The organism is Yersinia sp. 2545 StPb PI (assembly GCF_052217125.1).
Classification (GTDB): Bacteria; Pseudomonadota; Gammaproteobacteria; order Enterobacterales; family Enterobacteriaceae; genus Yersinia; species Yersinia enterocolitica_E.
Genome location: NZ_JAZGPY010000001.1, coordinates 3,527,187 through 3,546,939 on the forward strand (window position 1 = coordinate 3,527,187; position 19,753 = coordinate 3,546,939).

Consider the following 19,753-nt stretch of genomic DNA (forward strand, 5'->3'; position numbering starts at 1 on the left):
GTGGCTATCCTGTGGCGCTATTGCCAAATTAATTGGCTTTTCTGAAAAACCGGCTCATGGCGGGTTAAACATTACTGGATGGTCGCACTGCCTGTTATGGTAGGCGCGCCCTGTATTGTTGCCGGTCCCCCTGGGGTTGTTTCTATAGCAACAGAGGTTGCAGGGACCAATAACAGATTAGCCTGGGTACCCGCGCCACGGTTGATCACTTCTTGAATGGTATCGGTGATAAACAATAACTGGCCATTGCGAGTGATCGCTGCACTTACAATAATACGTGCATTTGGCTGGATGTCGGCTGGGTTAAACGGCAAAGCAAAACTAAACGGAGCCTGTTTGCCCTCAGTACGAATTGCTTTCTGGGCGATAACCCGTGATGGTGCATCAGCCAGTGAGGCATCCGACAGCGTAACCGTAACTACGGCATCAGGTGGTAATGCAATGCGCTCGCGGATGTTCACTGTCCCCTGTACAGCAGGCTGTGCAATAGGTGCGGCAGCAGTGGTTACACCTGCCGGCGCGGGAACCGGAACATCAGCCCCTCGATGAGCACACCCAGCCAAACTTACCACTAATGCTGCCCCACCCGCTATCTGCCAGAATTTCATTGATTGCCAAGGTTTCATAGGTCGCACTCCTTCTTATTATTAAGATGCAAGCTATCTACACAACAGCCGGCGTTTAATAAGTGGCTTCAACCACCTAGCAAGCCAATTATAGCACAATATTCTACTTCCCGCTGACGCTTACCCCATTGAGGCATTTATCAGACTATTCCTTATCCGATATTCCTCAGTTGAACAGGCCTTTCACAGCAATATATTGACGAGCGCCCAACGGATTCAGCACACTGTGTATAAACTCAACCATCAGGGGCCACAACATGAGTCAAGCATTAGAAAAACTACTCGATCTGCTCTTCCTTGAGAAAATTGAAGAAGGTATCTTTCGTGGCCAAAGTGAAGATCTGGGCTTGCGCCAGGTATTTGGTGGTCAGGTAGTGGGTCAGGCTATCTATGCAGCAAAACAAACCGTACCGGCAGAGCGGGCAGTACATTCTTTCCACAGCTATTTTCTGCGCCCAGGGGACAGCAGCAAGCCCATTATCTATGACGTCGAAACACTACGTGATGGCAACAGCTTCAGCGCCCGCCGGGTCAGTGCGATTCAGAATGGTAAACCCATCTTCTATATGACGGCATCGTTCCAGAGTCAAGAAGAGGGGTTCGAACACCAAAATACCATGCCGGACGTTCCCCCACCGGAAGGGTTGATGTCAGAAACAGACATTGCCCGCCAGTTCGCACATATGATCCCCGAAAAAGTACGGGAAAAGTTTATCGGCCATCAGCCAATTGAAATGCGCCCGGTGAAATTCCACAACCCATTGCAAGGCTCGGTAGAAGAACCGAATCGCTATGTCTGGTTCCGCGCCAACGGTGCCATGCCAGATGACCTGAGGGTTCATCAGTATTTACTGGGTTATGCCTCTGATTTTAATTTCCTGCCAACGGCCTTGCAGCCACATGGGATTGGTTTCCTGGAGCCAGGAGTGCAGATTGCCACGATAGATCATTCTATGTGGTTCCATCGGCCATTTCGCCTGGACGATTGGCTGCTGTATGCAGTAGAAAGCACTTCTGCTTCCGGCGCGCGGGGCTTTGTCCGTGGCCAGATTTACAGCCGGGAAGGGATATTAGTGGCTTCTACCGTGCAGGAAGGTGTCATTCGTTTGCATCGATGATACCTCGATAGCCTTTGCCAAAAATAGAACAGGGGCGATATCATATCGCCCCTGCTGCTATCATCATTATTATTTATTTTACTGCTACTTCTAGCTTATTGGTTGTATGCATTTTCGCCGTGGCTGTTAACATCCAGACCTTCGCGTTCTTGTTCTTCTGGTACCCGCAGGCCAACCAACAGGTCAGCAATTTTAAAGGCAACGAAGGCAACAACACCAGACCAGACCAAACACACACCGACGCTGAACAGTTGCACACCTACCTGATGGCCCATAGTGACGCCAGCGGCGTAACCTGTACCGCCCAGTGAAGCCGAGGTGAAGACACCGGTCAGGATACAACCGACAATCCCACACACGCCGTGGACACCGAATACGTCGCAGGTATCATCTACCCGCAGCCATTTTTTCAGCAGAACCACACCCCACAGACCGGCAACACCCCCGACCAGACCGATAATCAATGCACCGCCAACCCCGACTGTACCTGCCGCTGGCGTAATCGCAACCAAACCTGCGATACAACCGGAACATGCCCCCAGCAGCGACGGTTTGCCGCGTAAAATCCACTCAGCAAAGACCCAAGACAAGATAGCACCCGCTGTTGCAACTACCGTATTCAAGAAGGCAAGTGCAGCAATTTCATTCGCGGCACTGGCTGAACCGGCATTGAAGCCAAACCAACCGATATACAGAATCGCAGTACCGGTAAACACCATAGGTAAGTTATGAGGTTTGAACGCTTCTTTACCAAAACCAGCACGTTTACCCAGTAAGTAAGCGCCCACCAAACCAGCAATCGCGGCGTTGATATGCACAACAGTACCACCGGCAAAGTCCAGTGCGCCATCCATTGCCAGGAAACCACCACCCCATACCATATGTGCCATCGGCAAATATGAGAAGGTGAACCACAGTGCTGCAAAAATTAATACCGCAGAGAAACGAATACGTTCGGCGAATGATCCCACCACCAGTGCGACCGTGATACAGGCAAATGAAGCCTGGAACACCACATGGATATATTGATAGAAAGTGCCACTCAGGCTGGTCAAACCAATACCTTTTAGCATCGCCATATCGAAACTACCAAAGAATGCATTGCCGGTGCCGAAAGCCAGACTATAGCCATAGAGCACCCACAGCACACAGATCAGAGCAAAGCTCACCATGACCTGAGTCATCATCGATAATACGTTCTTGGAACGCAGCAGACCGCCGTAGAACAGGGCAATACCGGGCACAGTCATAAACAGCACCAGCGCGGTGCAAATCATCATAAAAGCATTATCAGCTTTGTCAGCTACAGCCGGTGCTGCGGCCATTGCCAAAGAAGGCAGCATCGCTACCGAACTCAGGCCCAACATGGATAAAAGTTTTTTCATCATCAACCCATCCCTATTCACTAAATTTGAGCCTGCAAATTACAGTGCTGCTTCGTCGGTTTCGCCGGTACGGATGCGAATAACACGTTGCAATTCAGCAACGAAAATTTTGCCATCACCAATTTTGCCGGTATAGGCCGCCTTACTGATCACGTCAATCACTTCATCCAATTGATCATCAGCAATTGCGATATCAATTTTCACTTTAGGTAAGAAATTGACACTGTATTCAGCTCCCCGATAGAGCTCTGCGTGTCCCTTCTGGCGACCAAATCCTTTTACTTCGGTTACGGTCAGCCCCTGAATACCCACAGAGGATAAGGCTTCACGCACATCCTCCAGCTTAAATGGTTTGATAACCACGGTAACCAGCTTCATATTTGCCCCTTCTCGAATTAAGTCGAATTCATGTCTGCCACAAATGAAGTAAAGCAAAGGCTATGCCATAAGTAATGATAGATATAATTTAATGCGGAAATGGCGAAGCTAGGGCGGTTGAGATACATGAGTCAGCCGTGTAGCGGCTGAATTCATCGTATTGAATAATTTTCGCGCACCAAAATAGTGCGAAGCGCGTCACAGAAGTGCACGACAGCATCGACGACCTATTGCATTGCAAGATTATGGTGCACGAAAGCTGCAAAATGGGCATTAACGGGGATATGCATTAACGATTTGACTTAGGAAAACACAGAAAATAGTGCGGGGCCGCTTAGCCCCACAACTTATTAATTAACTTACCGCCGTCTCTACCTGATCAATGGCGGCTAAATCTTCGCTAACCAATTGCAATTGATACATTTGATAATAACGCCCATGGGCGGCCAGCAGCTCTTGATGCTTACCCTGCTCCACTGCCACACCACGGTGCAACACCAAGATGGTATCAGCATCAACAATGGTTGAAAGGCGGTGAGCAATCACTACCAGCGTGGTATTTTTTCGGATTAGCTGCAATGCCCGCTGAATGGCCTGCTCAGTACCAGAGTCAATATTGGCAGTCGCCTCATCTAAAATCAGGATTTGCGGAGCCTGTACCAATACTCGCGCCATCGCCAGCAACTGTTTTTGCCCAACTGACAAGGTATTCCCCTGCTCACCAAGCAGACTGTGCAATCCATCGGGTAGCGCATGGACTAAAGGGGCCAGTTGCACCGTTTCCAGAGCTTCCCACACTTGCTGTTCAGAGATATCACGGCCTAAAGTCACATTGGCAAAAAAGGAATCAGCCAACACCACTGGATCCTGTTGCACCATGGCCACCCCTTGGCGCAAGGTCTGATGGGATAACGCGGATAAAGGACGAGCATCTAGCAGAATCTCACCATGTTGCACCGGGTAGTAGCCCATCAACAGGTTAGCCAACGTACTTTTTCCGCTGCCGGTATGCCCGACCAGAGCAACAAACCCGTGCGAAGGTACATCAAGGGAGATATTTTGCAGTACCATTTTATCGCTACGATAAGCAAAGCTGACATTATCCACCTGGATACGGCCACTGGTCAGTGGGCGATCATCAGTACCGTATCCTTGCTGGGCGCGGTCCATCAGATCAAAAATACGTTCCCCAGCCACCACAGCTTGCTGCATGACTGACTGCTGTGATGTGAGTTCAATTAAGGGTTCATTTAAGCGGCCCAGATAGTTAATGAAAGCATACAGCACACCCACCCCCACTGAGCCATCAGGACTGAAACCGAACAACAGTAACAAACCACACAGTACCAAGGCAGAAAACAGGCTCAGCAGCGGGCGCAATAAAAACCCTTCCAAGCGTAAAGTTTGCATGCGTGCCATATAGTGCGCACGGCTGGCAGACTCCATACGTTCGCCAAAACGAGCTTGCTGGCGAAACTGCTGAATCACGCCCATGCCGTTAATAATTTCATTAAAACCGTCGTTAATATCAGCCAAATAAGCCCGGACTCGCCGCACTACGGGTGTGCTGTAATGTTGATAAATGGCCATCACTACCAGCACTGCTGGAAAGATACAGATAGAAATTAGCGCCATACGCCAATCCAGACTGAACATCGCCACCAGCATCGCGCCAATTAATGCCGCGCTTTTTAATACGGTGGAGACCACCATCACATATAAATCTTTAATGACTTCGGTGTCATTTGTGACACGGGAAATCAATTGCCCGACCGGCTGGGTATCAAACGCACTGAGAGGTTGACGCAAAGCGGCATCCATCACTTCAATACGTAGGCGCTGAACCACACCTACGGCAGCACGGTTAAAAAGCAATGCCTGAAAATAATGCAATGCTGCTGCCAACAGTTGCAGCAACAGATAAGCCAATGCCAACCCACTGACTAAACCGAGGGGCAAAGTGCCTTTTGCGACCACATGGTCAATAAAATAACTTATCAAAAGCGGGCCGCTGACCTCGGCGGCAGCCGCAATCCATAACATCAATACCGCCAACCCTAACGGTTTACGATAAGGGGAGCCATAGGAGAGCAGGCGCTTAAGTGTCGGCCAAAGTTGCTGAACTTTACTCATCGGTTTTGGCCTCCGACTCACCATCATCTAATGCTGCCTCCAGTTGTTGATAACGGTACATCTCCCGATACCAGCCGGATTGACTGACTAATACGTTATGTGTCCCGCGCTGCATCACGCCACCATGTTGCATCACTAAAATTTCGCTGGCTTCGGTCAACGCTGAAAGACGGTGCGCACTGATAATCACGGTACGATGCTCACCCCATTCACGCAGATTTTTTAGGATTTCATATTCGGTCTGACCATCAACTGCGGATAGCGCATCATCGAGAATCAGGATCTCAGTATCCAGCAACAGTGCGCGGGCGATGGAAATCCGCTGTTTCTGCCCGCCAGATAGCATCACACCGCGCTCACCCACTTCAGTGTCATAACCCTGAGGAAGGCGTAAAATATCTTCATGCACACTGGCTAAACGAGCGGCCCGCTCAATTTGAGCCTGCGTGGCATCAGGTTTACCCAATGCAATGTTGCCAGCAACCGTATCAGAAAAGAGGAATGGCGTTTGGCTGACCACAGATAAACGGCCACGCCAGTCATGCAACCTAATATCAGACAGCGCATGCCCTTGATAACAAATAGCACCATCATCCACATCAAACTGCCGCTGAATCAATGCCAGTAAGGTACTCTTACCCGACCCTGTAGGCCCGCATAGCCCCAACATCTGCCCCGGTGCTAATTTCAGCGCCACATCATGTAACGCAGGCTGTTCACTACCTGGGTAATAGAAATGGCGAATATTCACCGCGAGTGTGCCACGCCCATCGCTCAGCTCAATATCACCATCTTTAACCACCGGCGCTTCTTCCAGCAAACTGCGAATACGGCTATAGGCGGCACTGCCTCGTTCAACGATATTGAACATCCACGCCAAGGCAAGCATGGGCCAGATCATCAGCCCCAGATACATGATGAAACTGGTAAGTTGACCCAAAGTAATACTGTGATTAACCACCATCCAACTGCCGCCGCCAATCGCCAATAAATTCGCGATCCCGATGGCGATATAGATAGTTGGATCAAAACGGGCATCGATACGTGCGACATACATATTCTTGGCACCGGCTTCTGCCGCGACCTGAGCAAACTGCTGTGATTGATGATCTTCCAGGCCAAAAGCTTTAATCATGCGAATACTGGTCAGGCTTTCTTGCGCCTGGTTATTCAGCGTAGAAAATGCCCCTTGGGCCGATTTGAAACGTTGATGCAGTTGGTCACCGTAATATTTGATCACCACCGCCATTACCGGCATAGGTAACAATGATAACAGTGTTAATTGCCAGCTAATTTGGGTGCTCATTACAATCAGCACCGCGCATCCCATCACCAACGAATCCACCAGCGTCAGCACCCCCTCACCGGCAGCAAAGACCACGCGATCAACATCATTCGTCGCACGAGCCATTAAATCGCCGGTACGGTGACGTAAATAGAAACCAGGGGCCTGGCGGCTAAGTTGGCGATAAAAGTTTGACCGCAACTCCACAGCCAATTGATAAGAGGCACCAAATAATAAAACACGCCAGACATAACGCAGTAGGTAGACCACAATAGCGGTTATCAGCATCACACCAATCCATACCAGTAACATATTGGTAGGCATCTGTTTTGTGCTGATACCATCCACAATTACTCCGACCAGTTTAGGCGGCAACAGTTGTAGGATAGCGATAATAATTAACAACAACACCGCGCCTACATAGCGGCGCCATTCACGGCGAAAATACCAGCCTAGTTGTGCAAACAATCTCACTCAGTTTTATTCCTGGTCTGACACCGAATACATCGGTATTTTCTCGCTACGCGCGATGAAGGGGGTAGCATAGCATCGGTAAAAGGGCTTTTAATCCAAATATTCACTCAGGAACAGGCAACATAGTTGTATATTTGATTTTTTCCATCGCAAAACTTGATGTCACATCAATCAGCCTCGGAACACCATTAACCATGCGTTTGTAAAAATTGTCGTAACTTTTCATATCGGCAACTTCGACCTGCATCAGATAGTCATATTCTCCGGCCATACGATAGAACGCCAACACCTCTGGCATTTGCTTAGTAAATTCAACAAATTCCTGATACCAGCCACTATTATGCTGCTGAGTTTTAATCAGCACAAATGCCGTAAGCCCCAACCCCAATTTTTCGCTGTCCAGCAGTGCCACGCGCCCACGGATAAATCCTTCATCCTCAAGGCGTTTTAACCGTTTCCAGCAGGGTGTGGAGGTAAGATTGACGGCTTCGGCCAGTACTTGCAGTGATTGAGTGCAATCTTCTTGCAACATACAGAGGAGTTTACGGTCAGTTTTATCTAACATAACGAGTAACCATAGAATAAATTTCTACCATTTGGCGATAAAGAAGGAAAAATGGCAACGTTTTTTTCTTTAATAACCGTTAATCTAGTCATCATTAGTTTACTACCTACATCGCAGGCCATGAAATGACCAACACTTGGGTAAAAAATGCTATCAGTGAAATAGAAGCTGACTTCCAACGCTCCGCTGATACTCACCTGATCCGCCTAAACCTGCCGGCTTTTCCCGGTATTTATCTCTATTTAAAAGATGAGAGCACCCATCCAACCGGTAGCCTAAAGCACCGTTTAGCTCGTTCACTGTTTCTTTATGGCTTATGTAATGGCTGGATTACAGAAGGAACAACGATAATCGAGGCTTCCTCAGGAAGCACGGCAGTGTCTGAAGCCTACTTTGCCCGGCTGATTGGCCTGCCCTTTATTGCAGTTATGCCAAGTTGCACTGCGCGGCGCAAAGTCGAGCAGATCACCTTCTATGGTGGTCGCTGTCATTTTGTTGAAAGCGCTGGGCAAATTTATGCAGCATCTGAACAACTGGCTCGTGACCTGAATGGCCACTATATGGATCAGTTCACTTATGCAGAGCGCGCTACCGACTGGCGTGGCAATAACAACATTGCCGATAGCATCTTCCGCCAAATGGCGCGTGAACCTTTCCCGGTACCTGACTATATCGTCATGAGTGCTGGCACTGGCGGCACATCGGCGACCTTAGGCCGCTATATCCGCTACCAAGGGCATGACACCCAATTGATGGTAGTCGACCCAGAGAACTCAGTATTTTATGACTGTTTCTGTAACCGCGACCGCACGGTTACCGGTAGTTGCGGCAGCCGTATTGAAGGGATCGGCCGCCCACGGGCTGAGCCTTCGTTTATTCCAGAAGTGATCGACAGTATGTTGCGCGTACCCGATGCTGCCAGTGTTGCAACCATTCATTGGTTGGAAGGTATTTTGGGACGCAAAGTGGGGGCATCCACCGGCACTAACGTCTGGGGCGCATTACAATTAGCCAAACAGATGCGTGAGCGAGGCAAAACCGGCGCTATTGTGACGTTGCTCTGCGACAGTGGCGAACGCTATCTGGATACCTATTACAATACCGAATGGGTCAGTAATAACATTGGTGATCTGACCCCATTTAGTAATGAATTAAATAACCTGTAATTAACCGATAAAATTCGGTTTTCCCCTCTTGGATGACCGAGGAAAACCGAATTTTGGCAGAAAAAAACCGGATGATTATCCGGCTGGCTAATAGCTATCCTCAAGTCATCAAAAGGTGCAGTTAGGCAGCAAGCGAGTGATCCGCTGAGCTGACACCATCAGTGATTCGGGTGAATAAGCCCGTTAACACTGCTACAACTCTAAGTACCAAGGAGATAAACCTCAGAATTCGGGGGAATAGGTGAGGTGTGGTGAACTTAGCCAATGTTGCAAATAGTGAGCGACGCCTTGTTGTTCACAGCGCCCAATAACCTGTAACTGAGGTAACTCTTGCTTCAATTGCGGTAATGCGTTTCCCATCACTAAGCCAAGACCTACCCGCGATAGCATCTCTTTATCATTCATCGCATCACCAAAGGCCATACAATCGGCCAGTGTTAAATTGAGATGATGGCTTAATCGCTCTAAAGCCGCCCCTTTGTTGCATCCACGAGGCAACACTTCAAGGCAATCAACCGCTGAAAAACAAAAATCGGCTTCGCCGCCCATCTGCTGCTCAAGCTGGGTTTTAAGCTCGGTCAATTCCTGATGTGAGGCAATAAAGCAAATCTTATGATTACCAGTTAGAGGCAATGCGCTCAGTGCCGTGAGCTGGAACTGGAAGCCACTGGTTTTATGTGCAGTCAGCAGCGCAGGGTCATTACAATCAGTAAACCAACCATCATCACGGAAAATATGGATACTGGCACGGGTCTGCCACGGAGTTCGTAACACAAACTCCACCAGTTCTGCGGGCAAATCCATACCGTATAATGCTTCACCCTCTACATCACAGACTCGGGTCCCATTGCCAGTGATCAAATAACCATTTATGCCTGAGTGAGATAAAATCCCTTTCATATCAATATAATGTCGACCGGTAGCAAAGGTTAGGATCATCCCGTTGTCCACCAACTGGTGTAACGCATTCAATGTAGCGCCGCCAATTTTATGGTCGCGCATCAGTAAGGTTCCATCCATATCAAAAGCGGCTAAACGGTACATTTAAAACCTCGATAACAGCAAAACTGGTGGTATGAATAAAATTATGACGTACTATTTACGGAACTAATAGTGAACAATTAAATTAAACTATTCCTGATTTATAAGCAGCCCGAATAGGCGTAATGGATACTATCAGTTTGAACACGCACAGCACTGAGAGTGCCAGATCACGTTGTAACTCATCGCCACATGAGAATGAACCGTGCAGTTCCCTAAGTCATTTAAAAATAAAGGCATTTGATGAGTTCGTCCAAGAGCTAAAATAGCCTTAATGGGATAACATCTTAATTATGCGCATTATTCACCGACTAACCCAATATCAGCGCTTGTACCAAAAGTTCGGCGATCAACCGGCGGCTACCACCGTCAGTGAACTGGCAGGCCTACTATTTTGCAGTGAGCGACATGCCCGCACTCTGATTCAACAGCTACAAGCAAATGACTGGCTCAGTTGGCATTCACAAGTTGGCCGAGGAAAACGAGCACAACTGCAATGCCTGAAAAAACCTGATGCACTGCGTGCAACCTACCTGCAATTGTTCCTTGAGCAAGGTGACCATCAAGCTGCTCTCGCACTCGCCCAACTGGAACCTGAACGCCTTCAAGCGTTACTAAACCCTCACATGGGGGGACAATGGCAAGCCGATAGCCCAATACTGCGAATCCCTTATTATCGGGAGCTTGAACCGTTAAATCCAATGACCGTCAGTGGCCGGGCAGAGCAGCATCTGATTTATACTTTACATGCTGGCCTGACCCGATTTAACACCGGAGACCCACTGCCAAAACCGGATCTGGCCCATCACTGGCAAGTCAGCGATGATGGTTTAACCTGGCAATTCTTCTTACGCAGTCAATTACGTTGGCATAATGGGGAACATATCCGCAGCGAGCAGTTGTTGCAAACGCTGGCACTGCTGCGGGCAAATCCACGCAGCCAACCGAGTTTTGCCAATATTGCAACGATTACCCTGCCCCATGCTTTATGCCTGAAATTTACGCTGCTGCATCCTGATTACTGGCTGGCACATCGGCTGGCAGATTTACCGTGTAAACTGTTTCATCCCGACGCCCCACTTCTGGGGGCTGGCCCATTTAAGTTAGCGACCTTTAACCCACATCTGGTCCGGTTGGAACAGCACGAATTTTACCATTTGCAACATCCTTATCTGGAATTCATTGAATACTGGATAACTCCAAGCCTTGTCGTACAGTCAGCGGATGGGAGTTGCCAACACCCGGTACGTATAACCATTGGACAGGAGGAGGATTTCCCTTTAGCCCGCCCTGTTCAGCGCAGTATGAGCCTTGGATTTTGCTATCTGGCCATCAATCGGCACCTCAATAATATTACTCCCCAGCAAATAGCCAAATTGCTGATGCTAGTGCAAACTTCCGGCATCTTAGAAGAGTTATCCATTCGGCGTGGTGTGATAACGCCTAGTCATGAAATGCTACCTGGCTGGCCTATCCCCCAGTTTAGCGCCGATGAAAACCCGCCATTGCCTGCCCATCTGATACTGACCTATCAACCTCCAATGGAACTTGAGAGTGTTGCCGAACAACTAAAAGCGGTATTGGCAACCCATGGTTGCACATTAGAAATCCGCGCCAGTCGTGATAAGCAGTGGAAAGATACTCATCAAATTGAAGAGGCAGACTTATTATTAGCGGACCACTTAGTTGGTGAATCTCCTGAAGCGGCGATGGAAAGCTGGCTCCAACTTGATCCGCTGTGGCGCGGTATACTCTCCCCTGCTCAATTAGAACTACAGCAACAAACACTGATACAGATTCAGCAAACTGAACTTGCGGCTGAGCGTTTCCGCCAATTGCGTGAATATTATAATGGTCTGATGCTGGCAGGGCTGATTCTCCCACTATTCAATTATCAGTATCAGGTCAATGCTCCGCCACGGATTAACGGTGTTACCCTAACCGCATATGGTTGGTTTGATTTCAATCAGGCATGGCTCCCACCGGCGACTACCTGATTGCCAAATGCAGGTTGCTACCCTTTCGTCCGTGAACTGAGTAACATACCGCCAATTCTTTATTTTGCTGTGGGTTGGCTCTTTCGAGGCTCACAGCCGTACGAGGTCACAGTATGAAACGCGCTGTCGTTGTATTTAGTGGTGGGCAAGATTCCACTACCTGTTTAATTCAAGCATTACAGCAATATGATGAAGTCCACTGCATTACATTCGATTACGGACAGCGCCACCGCGCAGAAATTGATGTTGCTCGCGCGCTTGCCACGCAGCTTGGTGCTAAAGCACACAAAGTGCTAGATGTTGGCATGCTCAATGAGTTAGCGGTGAGCAGTCTGACCCGAGACAGTATCCCTATCCCCTCTTTTGATGAAGAGGATGCCGATACGGTTCCCAGTACGTTTGTCCCTGGTCGCAATATTCTATTCCTGACCTTAGCCGCAATTTATGCTTATCAAGTGCAAGCTCCGACGGTTATCACCGGGGTTTGTGAGACTGACTTCTCCGGCTACCCTGATTGCCGGGATGAGTTCGTGAAGGCACTCAACCATGCAATAGATTTGGGTATTGGCCGAGATATCGCTTTCATTACCCCTTTAATGTGGCTGGATAAAGCAGAAACCTGGGCACTAGCTGATTATTATCAGCAACTCGAGCTGGTCCGCCACGAGACACTTACTTGCTACAATGGGATTCAAGGCGATGGTTGCGGCCAATGTGCTGCCTGCCATTTACGAGCCAAAGGGCTGGCGTTCTATCTTGCTAATAAGCCAAAAGTATTATTGAGCTTGAAACAAAAAACCGGGCTAGCTTGATTATTGTTCACTCAGATAGCCACTGTAATCGACCCATTGCCTTGTTCTAATCGTGACCTCGCTCATCAGAGCGAGGTATATCGCGGCCATTGCACATTTAACCAGATATTCAGGGAAAATATCCCTCCCCGGCAACAAAGCCGAGTTATCCTGTAATACCTCGATTGACAAACTCGTCCAGTTTTTCCCTTAGTTCTCCCTCAATGGGCAATGCTCTCTGACTACGCAGATCGATACAGACAAACGTTAGTTCTGCATCTGCCACCGGAATAGATTCAGGCTCTAGCGTGACAGTCTGTTTCATCACACCACTTTTACCGTTTAGCTTTAATAACTGGCTATCGATTCGTAGCAGATCCCCCAATACTGCAGGCCGACGGTAGTTGATATTGATATTAACCACGATAAAAGCGATTTGGTTTTCAGCCATCCATTGCGCTGCTGGCTCCCCATCAAGCCATTCCCAACGCGCTTCTTCGAGAAACTCTAAGTAGCGGGCATTATTAACATGTTGGAAAACATCAATATGAAAACCCCGGACTTTAATATGAGTATGCATGACAGCGAGCTTCTCCAGACAGTGAATAAAAATTACGTACCTTCGGCAGTAAAATAGAGTTGGCAAGAGAATACCCGCACAACTGGTACGACCTCACAGCAAGATTAGCAGAGGGAAATCACTTCATCGCATGCTTACGATATAATCTAGAGCGAAATCACAGTTTCCCTCTGCTACTGCGACTTACATTATGAAAAGATGGGGATTATTTGTGGTGAAAATAGTCACTGATATCTGTCTGACCACAGCACATCCCCATCACCAACTAAAGTTACATTTTAAGCTTGGTATTGTTTCTCTCTAAAAACGAGGGGCCGATACCTGGAACTTCGAGTAACTGCTCAACATCAGTAAAAGGGCCGAACTGCTCGCGATAATTAACGATAGCCTCTGCCTTCTTCCTGCCAATTCCGCTCAGGAACTGGGCCAACTGTTCCGCATTAGCACTATTAATATTGATTTGGCTATATGCACTGTCCGTTGAGCTGCCAGCTGTGGTTGTTGCCGTTGCATTGGTCTTATCCGCCACTTTGGCAGGCGAAGAGCCTGCTTTTAGCTGGCTATTTATTGGAGTATGGCTTTGCGAATTGAGGTCTTTATTCTGAGTCGTACTCGTAGGGCTGACGGGAGCGGCAAAAACTACCTGCTGGATATTCAGACCTGCGAACAATGCGGTTATAACAAATAATTTTCCTATGAATTTCATGCTGTATCCTCCTTGTGTTTGACAGCATGACTACCTTGCCGCAACCTCCGATTCATCACAAAGGGTAGATTTCAGATATGCGAAAGGTCGCCAAAGCGACCTTTCTTTATTACATCGAGTTGCAGATGTATGCGAGACTCATGGCAATTATGGTTTTATTGCGGCTGCTGTTGCTCCGCTGGCCCCATCTTAATGGTTGCCTGTTTGTGCAGATTTGCCATCAATGCATCAAAAGTCACACCGCTTGACCCTTCTAGCATTTTAGCGCTAAAGGTCTTCATCTCGCCTTCCGGCAATTTACCCGGCGTTACTGATAGCAGTTCGATCAGTACGATGTTGTCTTGACGATCCTGGGATAAGCCATAAACCGACTGATCTTTTTGCGGATGAGGCAAGGCAAAAATAGTCTGCACTAATTGATCATCGTCTGGTGCACGTGACAAGGTTTTCTTCTCGCCAAAGCTGATACCAGCAGCTTTCATCGCCTCTTCGCCTTTACCTTGTTTCAGAGCAGTCAGGAGTTTCTCACCATCAACACGTGCCAATTGTTCTGCTTTCTGACGTTTCACCAACTCAGCAACCTGATCACGTACTTGATCAAATGGTTGAATACCTTCAGGTTTATGAGCATCAATGCGGATAACAAAAGCACGGTCGCCGTCAACAGTGATTACATCTGAATTAATACCTGGCGCACCATTTTCACCGACCAGGCCACCGTCAAAGATTGCCTGTACAACCGGTTTGAAGTTAACCTCAGCAGGTACTGCGTCGCGAGTAAACCAGCCAGTTTGCTTAGCTTTAGCACCTGCTGCTTCTTCCGCTGAGGCTAGAGATTCGTTATCACTGGTAGCGGCTTCACTGACCTTTTGCTGTAACGCGTAGTAAGCGTCAACAGCTTTTTCCTGCTTAACTTGTTTTGCCAGTGCATCATGCACTTCTGACAAAGGTTTAACCAGGGCAGGTTTGATGTCATTTAAGCGAACAACCAGATAACCCACCGAAGATTTAACCACATCAGACAGTTGGCCCTTCTCGGTCAGATTCGCTTGTTTCAGTTCATCAGCCGTAGTTTCTGGTTCCAACCACCCCAGTTCACCCCCATTTTTGCGGGAAATGATATCGGTAGATTTCTCTTTTGCCATCGCAGCAAAATCAGCACCTTTTTTTAGCTCCTCTAACGCCGCTTTGGCTTCAGCTTCAGTTTTAAACTGAATCACACTGTAGTTGCGTTGTTCCGGCTGGGTATAGCTGCTTTTATGCAGTTCATAATACGCCGCGATATCTTCCTCGGTGAGCGTGATTTTGTCCTGCATCGCGGCAGCATCCATCGTAATGAAACTGACTTTCATCTGTTCCGGTGCAATGAAGCTATTCTTGTTCTGGTCGTAGTAGGCTTGCAGCTCTTCATCAGTGACTTTCTGCTGTGCCTGAAGGGCTTTGAGATCAACTGTCGCCAGACGAACTTCACGTTGCTGCAAAATCAGCTCTGACATCGCCTGTGCTTCGATAGGCAGAACAAAGCCAGTATCACCAAACGCTTGCAGCAATTGTTGATTAATGAGCTGCTGACGCTGTAATTGCGCGAATTGATCAGGGGTGTAGCCCATCCGATTAACCAGTTCGAGATATTTGTTGTTATCGAACTTATTATCGGTCTGGAAATAAGGTGCCTGGCGGATGGCATCTTTAACTTGTTCGTCGCTAGCAGTCAGGCCCAGTTTTTTGGCGTACTGGTCAAGCAACATGTTGTTGACCAACTGCCCCAATACCTGCTGGCGTAATTGCAGCATGTAGCCTTCATTGGCGGCCAGTGCGGAGAATTGTTCACCTAATTGCTGCTGCAAGCGGCCACGCTCACTCTGTACAGCTTGTTCTAACTGAGCACGACTAATCTCTTGGCCATTAACTTTGGCTGCGAAGTCGTTGGAACCGCCAATCAGATAGCTGCCAACCCCGGTCAGGATAAAGGACAACATGATCAAGGCCAGAATGATTTTGAGCACGACGTTATTAGCAGCCGCGCGTAAATTGTCCATCATAATGTGACAATACTCCGCTGTAATATGGATTAAAACTGTTGCGCAGGTCTAAATAAACCCAGCATTCCTTGCGACAGCCCTTCGTGCTGCTGCGCGTTAAACTGCTTACTCTATTTGTTACTGCCTATTTTTGCTATAAACGGGTCGCTGATATTCTCTCGTCAGACTAACATTTTACACCCGTTTAACGCTCAGCCAGTTCAACTGCCTAAGCGAAAAAAAAGCGCATCATTAACGATGCGCCTTGTATCTTACCTTACCAGCTCAACTGCGTCAGGTTATTGTTTAACACAAACAATATATACCCTTGGTACTTGAAGTTGCACAGGTGCCCGCTACTTTCACTAACCCGAATCGCTGACCTGAGCAGACTCATCGGTATTCGTTCGCTTACAACCTGGCTGCTACTTCATTTCCTTTGGGTATACGCGCAGATGAGAATTGACGCGGCAATCAGTTTACTGCGTCTTTCAAGCCTTTACCGGCACGGAAGCCTGGTACTTTAGCAGCAGGAATACTGATTTCTTTGCCTGTCTGAGGGTTGCGGCCAGTACGTGCAGAACGCTCACGTACTGCAAAAGTACCAAAACCAACCAGAGCTACATCATCCCCTTCTTTCAAAGATTCAGTAACAGAAGCAATAATTGCATCTAACGCGCGCCCAGCGGCCGCTTTGGAAATATCTGCACCTGCGGCAATTTTGTCGATCAGTTGTGACTTATTCACTCTTTCATCCCCTTTAGAATTCTATCGTCGCGCCGAAAATCCCTACGGACAACACGACAGCGCAGCTGTTATATCAATCCTATCCAACCTTGGCAAGCAGCCCAAAGGCATAAACTTTTGTCGGACAGACGAACTAACTTAGCGGCACAAAAAATAGCTGGCAAGTAGCATTTCACTTACCAGCATCAGTTTTATCAATACTTCTTGCGATCCGTCACTATTTTGACGCTACCGGCTGTGCCCCGAAGGCTGGATTTTGCAACGCGATGGCTAAAACATCATCAATTAGTTTAACCGGATGAATCTCCAGATCAGCGATAACATTGTCTGGGATCTCTTCCAAATCACGTTTGTTATCCTCGGGAATCAGCACAATTTTGATCCCGCCACGGTGAGCTGCCAGCAATTTCTCTTTCAAACCGCCGATTGGCAATACTAAACCACGCAAGGTGATTTCACCGGTCATCGCCACATCCGCGCGCACTGGGTTACCGGTCAGACAAGAAACCAGCGCGGTACACATAGCAATACCTGCACTCGGGCCATCTTTCGGCGTCGCACCTTCAGGCACATGCACATGGATATCGCGTTTTTCGTAGAAATCAGGGTTAATACCTAATTTATCTGCGCGCGCACGTACCACTGTCAGTGCCGCCTGAATTGATTCTTGCATCACTTCACCCAGCGAGCCGGTGTAAGTCAGCTTGCCTTTGCCCGGAACGCATGCAGTCTCAATAGTCAGTAAGTCACCACCCACTTCCGTCCATGCCAGCCCAGTCACTTGACCTACGCGATTCTCAGTATCAGCTCGGCCATAATCGACCTTCTGCACACCTAAGAAGTCTTTCAGGTTGTCACCGTTGATTTCAATGTGCTTAACCGTTTTATCCATCAGCAGATTTTTTACTGCTTTACGGCACAGTTTGGAGATTTCACGCTCCAGACTACGCACCCCAGCTTCACGGGTGTAATAACGGATAATGCTCATAATGGCACTGTCATCGATGGTCAGTTCGCCTTTCTTAATGGCGTTGCGCTCAAACTGTTTCGGCAACAGATGCTGCTTGGCAATATTGAGTTTCTCATCTTCGGTATAACCGGACAGGCGAATAACTTCCATACGATCCAGCAACGGCGCTGGAATATTCATGGAGTTGGAGGTGGCAACGAACATGACATCCGACAGATCATAATCCACTTCCAGATAGTGATCGTTGAATGCAACGTTTTGTTCTGGGTCCAAAACCTCCAGCAGTGCTGACGCAGGATCACCGCGCATATCGGACGCCATCTTATCAATCTCATCCAACAGGAAGAGTGGGTTCTTCACCCCAACTTTCGCCATCTTCTGGATCAATTTACCCGGCATAGAGCCGATATAGGTGCGGCGATGACCACGGATTTCCGCTTCATCACGCACCCCTCCCAGCGCCATACGGACATACTGGCGGCCAGTAGCACGAGCAATAGATTGCCCCAGAGAGGTTTTCCCCACCCCAGGAGGCCCTACCAGGCACAGGATTGGCCCTTTAATCTTGCTAACACGGCTCTGTACTGCGAGGTATTCTAAAATACGATCTTTAACTCGTTCCAAACCGTAGTGATCGGTATCCAGAACTTCCTGCGCTTTTACCAAGTCTTTTTTAACTTTACTGCGGCTGTTCCAAGGCACCTGCAACATCCAATCAATATAACCACGTACTACGGTTGCTTCCGCAGACATCGGTGACATCATTTTCAGTTTTTGCAGCTCAGCTTCGGTTTTTTCACGTGCATCTTTCGGCATTTTGGCCGCTTCGATTTTACGCTTCAGCGCTTCGTGCTCATCAGGCGTATCGTCCATCTCGCCCAGTTCTTTCTGAATGGCCTTCATTTGCTCGTTCAGATAGTACTCGCGCTGGCTCTTTTCCATCTGTTTTTTGACGCGATTACGAATCCGTTTTTCAACCTGTAACAGATCGATTTCTGATTCCATCATCGCCATCAGGTACTCCAGACGTTCGGTGACATCGAACATCTCCAGAACAGCCTGTTTATCATTTAACTTCAACGGCATATGTGCCGCGATAGTATCCGCAAGACGTGCTGCATCATCAATGCTGTGCAGTGAAGCCAGCACTTCTGGTGGGATCTTTTTATTCAGTTTGATATAGCCTTCAAACTGATTAATCGCCGTGCGAACCAATACTTCTTGTTCACGATCGTCCATCACTGGCGATTCAAGATATTCTGCCTGAGCAGCAAAATGCTCACCGCTGTCGGAAAGCGTGGTAATACGCGCACGCTGTAGCCCTTCAACCAGCACTTTGACCGTGCCATCAGGTAACTTCAGCATTTGTAAAATCGAGGCTACAGTGCCTACTGAAAACAGATCGTTGATACCAGGCTCATCAGTAGAAGCTTCTTTCTGCGCAACCAGCATGATTTTTTTATCATGGTCCATTGCCGCTTCCAGGCACCGAATCGACTTTTCCCGGCCAACAAACAGTGGGATCACCATATGCGGATAAACCACCACATCGCGCAGAGGCAATACGGGGATTTCTATGCGTTCGGAACGCTCAGGGTTCATAGAGCTCTCTCTTAGTTTAGCTTCCGCCAGATTACTGGGAATCTCGTGAAACACGAGTCATCACGAGTTTCACTAAATAGGTAATTGAGTATATGGGGACGAATGTCTTACATTCAACGATTACAATGCGAGGAAAAAGAAATGGGGGATAAAATCCCCCATTGTCAT

Annotated in this window: 16 protein-coding genes; 4 read left to right on the forward strand and 12 right to left on the reverse strand. The window is 48.1% G+C overall.

Translation table 11 applies throughout. The features are described 5' to 3' along the window. Positions 1 to 71: 71 nt before the first annotated feature. Positions 72 to 626 carry a YbaY family lipoprotein gene (locus tag V1955_RS16480; RefSeq protein ID WP_372568771.1) on the reverse strand — a complete coding sequence of 185 codons (555 nt, stop codon included), beginning with the start codon at positions 624 to 626 and terminating at the stop codon, positions 72 to 74. A 257-nt stretch (positions 627 to 883) separates the two neighbouring features. Here V1955_RS16480 and tesB point away from each other — a divergent pair, with 257 nt between their 5' ends. Further along, the gene (gene tesB / locus V1955_RS16485) at positions 884 to 1,744 is read left to right on the forward strand and encodes an acyl-CoA thioesterase II (protein ID WP_083160001.1); all 861 of its coding nucleotides are present in this window, start codon (positions 884 to 886) and stop codon (positions 1,742 to 1,744) included. A 95-nt stretch (positions 1,745 to 1,839) separates the two neighbouring features. Here tesB and amtB read toward each other — a convergent pair whose 3' ends face one another. The 5 genes from amtB to V1955_RS16510 form a co-directional block, all read right to left on the reverse strand. Beyond that, the gene (amtB, locus tag V1955_RS16490; RefSeq protein WP_083163833.1) at positions 1,840 to 3,129 is read right to left on the reverse strand and encodes an ammonium transporter AmtB; all 1,290 of its coding nucleotides are present in this window, start codon (positions 3,127 to 3,129) and stop codon (positions 1,840 to 1,842) included. Positions 3,130 to 3,168: 39 nt separating this feature from the next. Next, positions 3,169 to 3,507, reverse strand: coding sequence for a P-II family nitrogen regulator (gene glnK / locus V1955_RS16495; RefSeq protein WP_002208627.1), 339 nt, complete (start codon positions 3,505 to 3,507; stop codon positions 3,169 to 3,171). Positions 3,508 to 3,861: 354 nt separating this feature from the next. Further along, positions 3,862 to 5,640: a SmdB family multidrug efflux ABC transporter permease/ATP-binding protein gene (locus V1955_RS16500; RefSeq protein ID WP_083160003.1), complete on the reverse strand. Its 1,779-nt coding sequence runs from the start codon at positions 5,638 to 5,640 to the stop codon at positions 3,862 to 3,864. Next, positions 5,633 to 7,399, reverse strand: a complete 1,767-nt coding sequence (locus V1955_RS16505; RefSeq protein WP_372568769.1) for a SmdA family multidrug ABC transporter permease/ATP-binding protein — start codon at positions 7,397 to 7,399, stop codon at positions 5,633 to 5,635. Before V1955_RS16505 ends, V1955_RS16500 begins: the two co-directional genes overlap by 8 nt. A 103-nt stretch (positions 7,400 to 7,502) precedes the next feature. Further along, the gene (locus V1955_RS16510; protein WP_442821169.1) at positions 7,503 to 7,964 is read right to left on the reverse strand and encodes an Lrp/AsnC family transcriptional regulator; all 462 of its coding nucleotides are present in this window, start codon (positions 7,962 to 7,964) and stop codon (positions 7,503 to 7,505) included. Positions 7,965 to 8,089: 125 nt separating this feature from the next. On the opposite strand from V1955_RS16510, the gene V1955_RS16515 reads away from it, so the two are divergent. Continuing rightward, positions 8,090 to 9,130 (forward strand): PLP-dependent cysteine synthase family protein, encoded by a 1,041-nt coding sequence (locus V1955_RS16515; protein ID WP_083160009.1) that lies wholly within the window; start codon positions 8,090 to 8,092, stop codon positions 9,128 to 9,130. A gap of 222 nt (positions 9,131 to 9,352) precedes the next feature. Here the strand turns inward: V1955_RS16515 and cof are convergent, their stop codons facing one another. Next, the gene (cof, locus tag V1955_RS16520) at positions 9,353 to 10,174 is read right to left on the reverse strand and encodes an HMP-PP phosphatase (RefSeq protein WP_372568768.1); all 822 of its coding nucleotides are present in this window, start codon (positions 10,172 to 10,174) and stop codon (positions 9,353 to 9,355) included. 290 nt (positions 10,175 to 10,464) lie between these two features. Here cof and V1955_RS16525 point away from each other — a divergent pair, with 290 nt between their 5' ends. Both V1955_RS16525 and queC read left to right on the forward strand, forming a co-directional pair. Next, a complete protein-coding gene (locus tag V1955_RS16525) occupies positions 10,465 to 12,168 on the forward strand; it encodes an SgrR family transcriptional regulator (RefSeq protein ID WP_442821170.1) in 1,704 nt (567 codons plus the stop codon). A gap of 113 nt (positions 12,169 to 12,281) precedes the next feature. Beyond that, the gene (gene queC / locus V1955_RS16530) at positions 12,282 to 12,980 is read left to right on the forward strand and encodes a 7-cyano-7-deazaguanine synthase QueC (RefSeq protein WP_083160015.1); all 699 of its coding nucleotides are present in this window, start codon (positions 12,282 to 12,284) and stop codon (positions 12,978 to 12,980) included. A 145-nt stretch (positions 12,981 to 13,125) separates the two neighbouring features. On the opposite strand, the gene V1955_RS16535 is transcribed toward queC, so the two are convergent. The 5 genes from V1955_RS16535 to lon form a co-directional block, all read right to left on the reverse strand. Continuing rightward, a complete protein-coding gene (locus V1955_RS16535; RefSeq protein ID WP_372568767.1) occupies positions 13,126 to 13,539 on the reverse strand; it encodes an acyl-CoA thioesterase in 414 nt (137 codons plus the stop codon). Between the two features lie 271 nt (positions 13,540 to 13,810). Further along, positions 13,811 to 14,245, reverse strand: a complete 435-nt coding sequence (locus V1955_RS16540; RefSeq protein ID WP_372568766.1) for a ComEA family DNA-binding protein — start codon at positions 14,243 to 14,245, stop codon at positions 13,811 to 13,813. A gap of 155 nt (positions 14,246 to 14,400) precedes the next feature. Next, a complete protein-coding gene (gene ppiD / locus V1955_RS16545; RefSeq protein ID WP_442821171.1) occupies positions 14,401 to 16,287 on the reverse strand; it encodes a peptidylprolyl isomerase in 1,887 nt (628 codons plus the stop codon). Positions 16,288 to 16,740: 453 nt separating this feature from the next. After that, complete coding sequence (gene hupB / locus V1955_RS16550) at positions 16,741 to 17,013, reverse strand: nucleoid-associated protein HU-beta (protein ID WP_004392663.1); 273 nt, start codon at positions 17,011 to 17,013, stop codon at positions 16,741 to 16,743. A 217-nt stretch (positions 17,014 to 17,230) separates the two neighbouring features. Further along, the gene (gene lon / locus V1955_RS16555) at positions 17,231 to 19,585 is read right to left on the reverse strand and encodes an endopeptidase La (protein WP_005182204.1); all 2,355 of its coding nucleotides are present in this window, start codon (positions 19,583 to 19,585) and stop codon (positions 17,231 to 17,233) included. Positions 19,586 to 19,753 lie beyond the last annotated feature (168 nt).

Coding starts and splice junctions, on each gene's coding strand:
- V1955_RS16480 (WP_372568771.1), bottom strand. CDS start 626: ATGAAACCTTGGCAATCAATGAAATTCTGGCAGATAGCGGGTGGGGCA.
- V1955_RS16510 (WP_442821169.1), bottom strand. CDS start 7,964: ATGTTAGATAAAACTGACCGTAAACTCCTCTGTATGTTGCAAGAAGAT.
- glnK (WP_002208627.1), bottom strand. CDS start 3,507: ATGAAGCTGGTTACCGTGGTTATCAAACCATTTAAGCTGGAGGATGTG.
- lon (WP_005182204.1), bottom strand. CDS start 19,585: ATGAACCCTGAGCGTTCCGAACGCATAGAAATCCCCGTATTGCCTCTG.
- tesB (WP_083160001.1), top strand. CDS start 884: ATGAGTCAAGCATTAGAAAAACTACTCGATCTGCTCTTCCTTGAGAAA.
- V1955_RS16535 (WP_372568767.1), bottom strand. CDS start 13,539: ATGCATACTCATATTAAAGTCCGGGGTTTTCATATTGATGTTTTCCAA.
- V1955_RS16500 (WP_083160003.1), bottom strand. CDS start 5,640: ATGAGTAAAGTTCAGCAACTTTGGCCGACACTTAAGCGCCTGCTCTCC.
- ppiD (WP_442821171.1), bottom strand. CDS start 16,287: ATGATGGACAATTTACGCGCGGCTGCTAATAACGTCGTGCTCAAAATC.
- V1955_RS16515 (WP_083160009.1), top strand. CDS start 8,090: ATGACCAACACTTGGGTAAAAAATGCTATCAGTGAAATAGAAGCTGAC.
- cof (WP_372568768.1), bottom strand. CDS start 10,174: ATGTACCGTTTAGCCGCTTTTGATATGGATGGAACCTTACTGATGCGC.
- queC (WP_083160015.1), top strand. CDS start 12,282: ATGAAACGCGCTGTCGTTGTATTTAGTGGTGGGCAAGATTCCACTACC.
- V1955_RS16525 (WP_442821170.1), top strand. CDS start 10,465: ATGCGCATTATTCACCGACTAACCCAATATCAGCGCTTGTACCAAAAG.
- V1955_RS16540 (WP_372568766.1), bottom strand. CDS start 14,245: ATGAAATTCATAGGAAAATTATTTGTTATAACCGCATTGTTCGCAGGT.
- amtB (WP_083163833.1), bottom strand. CDS start 3,129: ATGAAAAAACTTTTATCCATGTTGGGCCTGAGTTCGGTAGCGATGCTG.